We start from the raw sequence: 7,363 nt of genomic DNA, 5'->3' as shown, positions 1-7,363 counted from the left end.
TTATCCATGTAAATGGTCCTGTTTTCCACTGTCACACTTACACCTTCACAATTGTGATTAATCATAACAATTGTGAATATTTAAATTTTATCCCTGAAAATACACAAAATGATGCAATGGTAAAAACAGTGGAACCTCAAAAACCAGTAATTCCTTCAAAATTATTGCTTCGCGTAACAATCATATTATTATTCTTTCTAATGATAATAAATATATATGTATATAAGTTATATTCGTTCTCAATTGTAAAATCTCAAAAAGTGATGGTAACTATGGAAACTCCGTGTCAGAAGATTGTGTGGGATCTGGTTCCCGCAATAAGGGCCAGTCTTGCAATCGAACTTGTAAATAGAGGACAGTCACAGGCGGCTTCCGCAAAGCTGCTGGGGATTGCTCCGTCGGCAGTTTCCCAGTATATTTCGGGAAAAAGAGGATACAGGATCGAGTTTCAGGGCGAGACAAAGGAATTGATTGAAAAACTTGCTCAGGACCTTATTGAGGATAAAGTTGAAGACTTCGTTCCAAGGATCTGTCAGATTTGTACGAGTGCAAGAGGAAATGAGAGTAACTGCAACAGCACATGCGGTCCGAAAGAGTAATACAGCAGCGGAATGGAACCAGAATACAGATGTTCTCTAAAGTCTCTTTTTAACGGTTTCTGTACCTTTTCCTGATCCATTCCAGGCCTTTTAAGTAAAGAAGCTTCTCGACAACTATATATTCAGGATAGCCCAAGATAAGCTTAGTTCACAATTGTGAATTTTAGTATGGATCCTCTGCTGTTGCATTGCTGACATACTGGGTTCAAATCCTCTTCCAAAGTACTTGAGATAAACTACCTGGGAATTCCTGTTAAGGGAATCTGGAAAGAAGTAAACTGCAATAAAAGGTGAAAAGTACGGGGCGAATATATTCCGATATAACCTGGACAATGGGCAATACACCTCTTGTCCGACTGAACCGCATAACAAAAGATCTTCATGCGGATGTACTGGTAAAAGTTGAGTCCTTTAACCCTATGGGAAGTGTAAAGGACAGGATCGGCCTGGCGATGATCGAAGAAGCCGAACGTGCCGGGAGAATCAAACCTGGTACTACTATTGTTGAACCCACAAGCGGCAATACCGGCATCGCACTTGCAGGTATATGCGCTGCCCGCGGATATAAGCTCATACTGATTATGCCCGAGACGATGACAACAGAAAGAAGAAAGCTGCTGAAGGCGCTGGGTGCAGAACTCATCCTTACTCCGGGCTCTGAAGGGATGAAGGGGGCAGTAAACAAAGCAGAACAGATGGCTTCAGAAGATCCTTCTCTTTACTATCTACCCCAGCAATTCCAGAACCCTGCAAATCCTGCAGTTCACATAAGGACAACTGCTGAGGAAATATGGAAGGATACGGATGGCAAAGTGGATGCCATTGTAGCAGGCGTGGGAACTGGAGGAACAATAACAGGTATTGCCAGTGTCCTTAAAAAAAGGAATCCAGCTTTCAGGGCATTTGCTGTCGAACCTGCCGAGTCTCCGGTTCTCAGCGGCGGAAAACCGGGCCCGCACAGGATCCAGGGAATCGGAGCAGGTTTCGTTCCTGATGTGCTTAAGTTAGACCTTATTGATGAAATAATCAAAGTCACTGGAAATGATGCTATTGCCACAGCCAGAAGGCTGGCAAAGGAAGAAGGCATCCTTGCAGGAATATCATCAGGTGCAGCTGCGTTTGCGGCACTGCAGGTAGCATCCAGAGAAGAGATGAGGGGAAAGACAATCGTTGTCATCCTTCCGGATACGGGAGAACGTTATCTGAGCACCGATTTATTTGACTGAACTGTTTGACTGATTTGCTTATAGAGTTAGTTGCTAGCTAATTATCCGAAATTTAATACCGGAAGATTTCAATGGGAATCAGGGAAGATATAAGGACAGTTTTCAAAAAAGACCCTGCAGCAAGGTCCACACTTGAGGTACTGTGCTGCTATCCAGGCCTGCACGCTATATGGATGCACAGGATAGCGCACTCTCTCTGGAATAAACAATTCTTTTTCCTTGCCCGTTTGACATCCCATATTTCAAGGGCGCTCACAGGCATTGAAATCCACCCAGGAGCAAAGCTCGGGAAGCGGGTTTTTATTGACCACGGGTCAGGCGTTGTAATCGGAGAAACTGCCGAGGTTGGGGATGACGTTCTCATATATATGGGAGTCGTGCTCGGAGGCACGGCCCTAGAGAGAAAAAAGCGCCACCCCACCATTGAAAATGATGTGGTTCTCGGCTCTGGTGCAGTCGTGCTCGGACCGATTACTATCGGAAGAGGGGCAAAAGTTGGAGCAGGTTCTGTTGTGGTCAGGTCAGTCCCACCCGAAGCTACAGTAGTTGGAGTTCCTGCCAGGATTGCCGAAGCACAATTATCAGAACCTTCAGGTCAGCTGGATCACAATAAGCTGCCTGACCCCGTGCTTATAGTGGTAAGCCAGATGCTTGACCGGCTGAGCAGGCTGGAGGAAAGGTTTCAGGCCCATGAAAAAACCTCAACCATACCCGTGCCGGTATCCTTTATAAACACGCAAAAAACCGTGCTTAACAAAGATGAGCAAATATATTCCCTGCTAAAAGACGTAATTGATCCTGCAATTGGAGTGGATATAGTTAACCTGGGGTTTGTCAAGGAAGTTATCGTGGACGGGGCAAATGTAGATGTAAATCTCGTATTGACAACAAGCTCCTGTCCAGTGATCGAATACTTTAAAAATCAGGTAAAGAGAAAGGTCCTGAGCATTAACGGGATAGAAAATGTTACCGTCAATATTCTTGATGAGCCCTGGAACCGGGACAGAGTAAACAGGCAGGCTTTCCATTAATCCGGGCGATCCGCTTATAATAGCAGTGCCTATAAGGCTTAATATTATCGTTTTTTCCAGAACCAGAAAACGAATCTTTAGAAAATGAATATTTACACAGGCAGTGAGAGGGTCAAAATTCAAAAATAAATTTAACTGCGAGCCCTTTTAAATGAGTTTTTACGCTTATTTATGGTCTTCAGTGTCAGATTGAATACCCTAATGTTTAACAACTAAGAACCTTTACCATTTCCCATATGAATTTCCAGACAATAATTTTCAGACAAATAATTACTGATCAACATATACCAGGTATTTTTAGAATTCATAACTTTAACCCACGCAGAATTTAAAACGTCTACCGAGGAAATATTGATGAAGAGTCCATTAAAAACAATAAGGGAAACTAAGCCCCTGGTACACCACATCACTAACTGGGTAACTATTTACGACTGCGCAAACATAACAAGAGCTTTTGGTGCGCTCCCTGTAATGGCGCATGCTCCAGAAGAATGCGCTGATATGACAAAGATCTCATCTGCACTTGTGCTGAACATAGGAACCCTGACGTCTGAAATCATAGAGTCCATGCTTCTCTCTGCTGCAGCTGCAAATGAAAAGAAAATCCCTGTAGTGCTCGATGCAGTCGGAGTCGGGGCGACGAAATTCAGGGACGAGATGGCTGCAAAAATCCTTGGTTCTGTCCGCGTTGATATAATCAAAGGAAATTACTCTGAGATTGCGAGGCTTGCAGGCGAAAACGCTGAAACGAAAGGTGTTGAAGCAACCTCTATCAGCGCCGACCCCGAGAAAGTTGCAAAAGAGTTCGCAAAATCAAGCTCTTCCGTCGTTGTAATGACAGGAAGAGAAGACATAATAAGCGATGGAAAGAGAACATTTGTTGTAAAGAACGGGCACGGGCTGATGGGTTCAATTGTAGGAACCGGATGCATGGCTGCGTCAATTATCGGTTCTTTTGCTTCGGTCAATCCTGATTACTGCGATGCCGCCAAAGACGCCTTATGCTATTTTGGAGTGGCGGGAGAGCTTGCAGCCGAAAATTCAAAAGGTCCCGGAAGCTTCAAGGTTAACCTGTATGATGAAGTGTTCAATCTTTCCGATGAAAAAGTAAAGGATATGATGAAAGTCGAAGAGAGCTAAGTCTGGAAAAAGACCCTGGCGGTTTACTTAACTTACTTTAAAAAATGCGTATCGAATGAGTTGAAATGGGATGAATCAAAAAAACTGTGATCAAAATATTTTCAACCAGAAAGGTCTCTCCCGGAAAAATTCTCTTTTAACGGAGATCGATTTTTATCTTGTGACAGATTCCGGGCTTTCAAAGAAAGGAACTCTATCCGATGTAAAGGAATCAGTTGAAGCCGGCTGCAAGATTATTCAATACAGGGAGAAAAATAAGAGCACTAAAGAGATGATCTATGAAGCGTCCGAGATCAGGAGAATTTGCAGCGGCAGAGCAATTTTTCTTGTGAATGACAGAATCGACGTTGCTCTGGCAGTTGACGCGGATGGAGTGCACATAGGACAGGACGACATGCCGATTGAAACTGCAAGAAAACTTCTTGGCGCAGATAAGATAATCGGCCTGACAGTTCACAACGTTGATGAAGCGGTCGAAGCAGAAAAAAGCGGCGCGGACTATGTAGGTCTTGGTTCCATATTTGATACTTCTACTAAAAAAGATGCGGGAAAAGGTATTGGACCTTCCATGATCAGAGAAGTTAAGGAAGTGATTAAAGTTCCCGTGGTTGCTATCGGCGGAATAAATAAAGAAAACTGCAGGAGCGTTGTTGAAAACGGGGCTGACAGTTTTGTTGCAATTTCTGCGGTTGTGTGCAGCGATGATGTAAAAAGGGAAACCAGTGAGTTCATTAATATTATTCGGAAAATAAAAAATACAGGCAACAGCAAATGACCACCTGATCATACATTTCTGAGAAACCGGAGAATTTTATATTCAGTTTTTCTTTTCCGTGCGGCAAGAGTTTTGGACGGACTGCAAGCCAGAGATAATATTTATCCTGACCCCCGCATTATATTTTTAAGATTCATAATTTGTAGTAGCACCTCCGCCATCCTGCCTGGTGGCTCTGGAAAGATCCCCCGCTAACCATATACCATAACCTAATAGCCAGCAGAAAACATAAGTAAGAGTATACCAGAAGCCCTGAAATGGAAATTGGGGAGGAAATAAAATGACCAGGATAACAGATAAACTGGTGATTCGCGGGAATCATATCAAAAACCGAATTGTAATGGCTCCTATGGTTACTTTTTCATTTCATGGAGACAATGGGTCTTATTATGGCAAGCAGCACATCGAACATTATACAAAGCGTGCGAAGGGTGGTGCTGGCCTTATTATTGTTCAGGCTACAAGCGTATTCGGCGCCCTGTATTCAACAGGCATGTGGTCAGCAGATGATGTTGCAGCTTTAAAACAGATTGCTCACAACTGCCATGAATATGGTGCGACGATAATGATGCAGCTCCACTGCGGCAATATGGATATTAACGAGCTGTCAGCTGAAGAAATTCATTCGATGCAGATGAATATGAAGCAGGCAGCCGTCCGTGCATGTGAAATAGGTTTTGATGGCGTTGAATTTCATTTCGCACATGGGTTCACCTTATGCAAGTTTCTTGATGCTTCTTTCAACCGCCGGACAGACGGGTACGGCGGCGATGCTCTAAACAGGGCAAGAATTCTAACAAAAATGCTGCCGGAGATCCGGAACAATACTCATAAAAATTTCATTGTCGGTGTGCGTATGGGGGAATATCTTCCGGAAAGCAGGGAAGGCATTGAAGCAGCCAGAGCTTTTGAAAAAGCCGGCGTTGATCTGCTGCACATTTCATTTGGAATGCAGCCTCCGACAAACCCGGTCCCGGAAGGTTTCATATGCAGTCCAGTAACCTATAGCGGGTGCAGGATCAAAAGAGAGGTAAATATTCCCGTTATCGCGGTCAATGAAATCCGCACGGAAGAACAGGTGCGGTTCTTAATTGAAAATGATTATGTGGATCTTGCTGCCATTGGCAGGGGAATGTTAGCTGATCCTGAGTTTGCCAACCATGTGATTAAAAGCGAGCCTGTAAACACCTGTGCTGGGTGTAAGAGATGTTTCTGGTTTACTGACCATACGCTGTGTCCGGCAGGAAATAATAAGTGAAAGTTCAGTAAATTCGGATCGACTCTTTCTCCTTTGTGATTATGCAGATAAACAGATTTATCTTTATACTGATGAATGATTTTCTGGTAAAACCTGTGAATTTCACAACCTGCCGCCAGTACATAAACAGGAAGCATGTGAAACTTCTAATTTTGCACTGAAGTTCACCTTGATCCTTTGTATTTCAATTTTTGTTCTTAGTTTGTTTGTAAACGGAAAAAAGAAAATTAAGAGGCGAGACGCCTCAAAAATCTTACATCACTGTTTCTGTAACCAGTTCAATGTTTCCGTGAGGAAAAACTCTTGACACGCGGACTTTCCAGCCGCCGTTTTCAGTGTTTTCTTCTTCACTTTTTCCGGTTTCATGGCTGTTTTCTGCCTGGATCAGATTAAAGCACTGCGTGGTTTTGCCTCTTGTTTTGGAAGAGCAGAAAGTGCCTGCATTTACAACAAGCATGTTGTTCAGGTTCCAGACATGGGGAATATGGCAGTGCCCGCAAAGCACAAGGTTTACCCGGCATCTGTTCAGGAGTTCAAGGACATCTCCCGCATCGACAAGGACGGTATTTTCCCTTCCAGCAAGTGGAATCGGGACAAGGTGGTGGTGCAGGGCGAATACCTTGAAATTTTCCCCTGAAAAGGCTTCTTTGATCCAGCCGTAATTTTCCCTTCCGAGATGCCCGTCATCAAGGTCAGGCTGTGAGGAATCAGCTCCTACAATAGTCATGTTTCCAAGGTTCAGGGTAGAGAACCTGTTTTCGAAAAGATCTTCAAAGTGAAGATATCCTGCGTTTTTGGAGTCGTGGTTTCCCGGGACAAGGACCTTTTCTTTGCATTCGATCCTCTCAATAAACCTCTTTACTCCATCATATTCGGCTGAAAACCCGTTTTCTGTCAGGTCGCCTGTAATTACCACAATGTCCGGGTTCAGCTGATTGATGGTCTGAACCATGGATTCAGCAATTTCCGGGACAAAGTACGCTTCCGAATAGTGAATATCTGAAAGGTGTACAATCTGTATAATTTTCTACTCCTTCTTTTCTATGAAATTTCTAATACTGTTGTGTTCCAAGCATTAGAATTTAGTTCCATTATATATATCTATCTATCAAAAATATGTATTTTCAAAAATCTAATTATAATTCATTAAAAAGGCTGGACTTTAATCACAATCTCTTTTTGAAGTTTATAAGTATTTATTTCATTTACATTCATGTAGAATAGGTCCCAAAAATGCATAGAATAATATTTTCTGACGTATTTGGTCTTCATCTCTATACAATCCTGGCGTAAGCCAGACCTGAGATGTCACGAGATATTTTTCAAAAAACGTT

General features: G+C 43.0%; 7 protein-coding genes. 6 read left to right on the top strand and 1 reads right to left on the bottom strand.

Annotated features, from left to right (window positions below; genetic code table 11):
• The first annotated feature begins 263 nt into the window (after window positions 1-263).
• From PLL47_RS14125 to PLL47_RS14100, 6 genes are all read left to right on the top strand, one after another.
• A complete protein-coding gene (locus tag PLL47_RS14125; protein ID WP_324447084.1) occupies window positions 264-599 on the top strand; it encodes a transcriptional regulator in 336 nt (111 codons plus the stop codon).
• A 290-nt stretch (window positions 600-889) separates the two neighbouring features.
• The gene (gene cysK, locus PLL47_RS14120) at window positions 890-1,825 is read left to right on the top strand and encodes a cysteine synthase A (protein ID WP_502883708.1); all 936 of its coding nucleotides are present in this window, start codon (window positions 890-892) and stop codon (window positions 1,823-1,825) included.
• Window positions 1,826-1,896: 71 nt separating this feature from the next.
• On the top strand, window positions 1,897-2,856 hold the full coding sequence (cysE, locus tag PLL47_RS14115) for a serine O-acetyltransferase (protein ID WP_324447083.1): 960 nt from the start codon (window positions 1,897-1,899) through the stop codon (window positions 2,854-2,856).
• A 354-nt stretch (window positions 2,857-3,210) separates the two neighbouring features.
• Entirely contained in the window at window positions 3,211-3,996 is a 786-nt protein-coding gene (thiM, locus tag PLL47_RS14110) for a hydroxyethylthiazole kinase (protein WP_324447082.1), read from the top strand.
• 70 nt (window positions 3,997-4,066) lie between these two features.
• Complete coding sequence (gene thiE, locus PLL47_RS14105; RefSeq protein WP_324447081.1) at window positions 4,067-4,771, top strand: thiamine phosphate synthase; 705 nt, start codon at window positions 4,067-4,069, stop codon at window positions 4,769-4,771.
• Window positions 4,772-5,051: 280 nt separating this feature from the next.
• Entirely contained in the window at window positions 5,052-6,029 is a 978-nt protein-coding gene (locus tag PLL47_RS14100) for an NADH:flavin oxidoreductase (protein ID WP_324447080.1), read from the top strand.
• 253 nt (window positions 6,030-6,282) lie between these two features.
• Here PLL47_RS14100 and PLL47_RS14095 read toward each other — a convergent pair whose 3' ends face one another.
• Window positions 6,283-7,044 carry a metallophosphoesterase family protein gene (locus PLL47_RS14095; protein WP_502883709.1) on the bottom strand — a complete coding sequence of 254 codons (762 nt, stop codon included), beginning with the start codon at window positions 7,042-7,044 and terminating at the stop codon, window positions 6,283-6,285.
• Between the last annotated feature and the right edge of the window lie 319 nt (window positions 7,045-7,363).

The sequence above is a fragment of the Methanosarcina sp. genome, from assembly GCF_035390745.1.
GTDB lineage: Archaea > Halobacteriota > Methanosarcinia > Methanosarcinales > Methanosarcinaceae > Methanosarcina.
This window is presented reverse-complemented; position numbering and strand designations above follow the sequence as displayed.